This is a genomic window from Actinotalea sp. C106 (genome assembly GCF_023630195.1).
In the GTDB taxonomy this organism is placed as follows: domain Bacteria; phylum Actinomycetota; class Actinomycetes; order Actinomycetales; family Cellulomonadaceae; genus Actinotalea.
On record NZ_JALPKN010000406.1, the window covers coordinates 1 to 2,200 of the forward strand.

The window sequence follows — 2,200 nt, forward strand, 5'->3', positions numbered from 1 at the left end:
GCCCCGTGAGCGGGAGGACGCCGTCGACCCCGCGCGGGAGCGCGAGCACGCGGCCCAGGAACGCACCGCGGCCCTGCTGGACGGCCTGAACACCGAGCAGCGCGAGGCCGTGCTCCACGAGGGCTCGCCGCTGCTGATCGTCGCGGGCGCCGGATCGGGCAAGACGCGGGTGCTCACGCACCGGATCGCCCACCAGCTCGCGGGCCACCGGGTGCGGCCCCCGGAGGTCCTGGCGATCACCTTCACGAACAAGGCCGCCGCCGAGATGCGCGAGCGGGTCGAGGCGCTGGTCGGCCCGGCGGCCCGCGCGATGTGGGTGTCGACCTTCCACTCGGCGTGCGTGCGGATCCTGCGGCGCGAGGCCTCGACCCTGGGCCTGCGCTCCTCCTTCTCGATCTACGACTCCGCCGACTCCCAGCGCCTGCTGACCCTCGTGGCGCGGGAGCTGAACCTGGACCCGAAGAAGTACCCCGCCAAGGCGCTCTCCTCGAAGATCTCCAACCTCAAGGACGAGCTGGTCGACGCCGAGACCTACGCCTCCACCTCGGGGGCCGCCTCGGGGGCGGCCAACGAGTTCGACGAGACCCTCGCCGCCGTCTACACGCGCTACCAGGCGCGGCTGCGCCAGGCCCACGCCCTGGACTTCGACGACCTCATCATGACGACGGTCAACCTGCTGCAGGCCTTCCCCGCCGTGGCCGAGCACTACCGACGACGTTTCCGTCAGATCCTCGTCGACGAGTACCAGGACACGAACCACGCCCAGTACGTCCTGGTCCGCGAGCTCGCCGGCTGGCACGGCGAGGAGCAGGGGGGCGACGGTCGTGCCATCCCGCCCGCCGAGCTCACCGTGGTGGGCGACGCGGACCAGTCGATCTACGCCTTCCGTGGCGCGACCATCCGCAACATCCTCGAGTTCGAGGCCGACTACCCGCAGGCCCGGACGATCCTGCTCGAGCAGAACTACCGCTCGACCCAGACGATCCTCTCGGCGGCCAACGCGATGATCTCGCGGAACCCGGACCGTCGACCCAAGCGGCTCTGGACCGACTCGGGCGCCGGTCCGCAGATCGTGGGGTTCGTCGCGGACAACGAGCACGAGGAGGCCCGGTTCGTCGCCGAGGAGATCGACCGCCTGGGCGACTCCGACGGTGTGCGGCCCGGTGACGTCGCGGTCTTCTACCGGACCAACGCCCAGTCCCGTGCCCTCGAGGAGGTGCTGATCCGCGTCGGGCTGCCCTACAAGGTGGTCGGCGGGACCCGCTTCTACGAGCGGCGCGAGGTCAAGGACGCGGTCGCCTACCTGCGGGCGATCGCCAACCCCGACGACGACGTGAACCTGCGTCGCGTGCTCAACGTGCCCAAGCGCGGGCTCGGGGACCGCTCCGAGGCCATGGTCGCGGGCTTCGCCGAGCGTGAGCGCATCTCCTTCGGGGCGGCCCTGGACCGCGCGGACGAGGCCCCCGGCCTGGGCACCCGCGCGCTGACCGGTCTCCGCGCCTTCGGCGAGCTGATGTCGGGCCTGCGCGAGCTCGCCGACTCGGGCGCGGGCCCCGCCGAGGTGCTCGGTGCGGTGCTCGACCGCACGGGCTACCTGGCCGAGCTGCGTGCGAGCGAGGACCCGCAGGACGCGTCCAGGGTCGACAACCTCGCCGAGCTGCACGCGGTGGCGACCGAGTTCGAGCAGGCCGAGCCGGAAGGGGACCTCGCCGACTTCCTCGAGCGCGTCTCCCTGGTGGCGGACTCCGACCAGATCCCCAGCGAGGACGGCGCCGAGGAGGCTCAGGCCCGCGTCGACCAGGGGGTCGTGACGCTGATGACCCTGCACACGGCCAAGGGCCTGGAGTTCCCCGTGGTCTTCGTGACCGGCTGGGAGGACGGCACCTTCCCGCACATGCGTTCGCTGGCCGACCCCGACCAGCTCGCCGAGGAGCGTCGCCTGGCGTACGTCGGCCTCACCAGGGCGCGGCAGCGGCTGTACATCTCGCGCGCGGCGGTGCGGACGGCCTGGGGCGTGCCGAACGAGTTCCCGGCGAGCCGCTTCCTGGACGACGTCCCCGAGGAGCTCGTGGACTGGCGACGGCGTGAGTCGAGCATGGACACCCTGCGAGGCTCGGGCAGCGGCTGGGGCGGCGGCGCCTCGGCCTGGGGCGGCCGCGGCGGTGGCTCCCGGAGCGGCGGTGCCCGATCCGGGCCGGTG

General features: G+C 72.7%; 1 protein-coding gene. It reads left to right on the forward strand.

The window, feature by feature from the left end; all coding sequences use genetic code 11:
• The coding region (locus L0B03_RS16940) for a UvrD-helicase domain-containing protein (RefSeq protein WP_250448048.1) at nucleotides 1–2,200 on the forward strand (2,200 nt) is incomplete at both ends.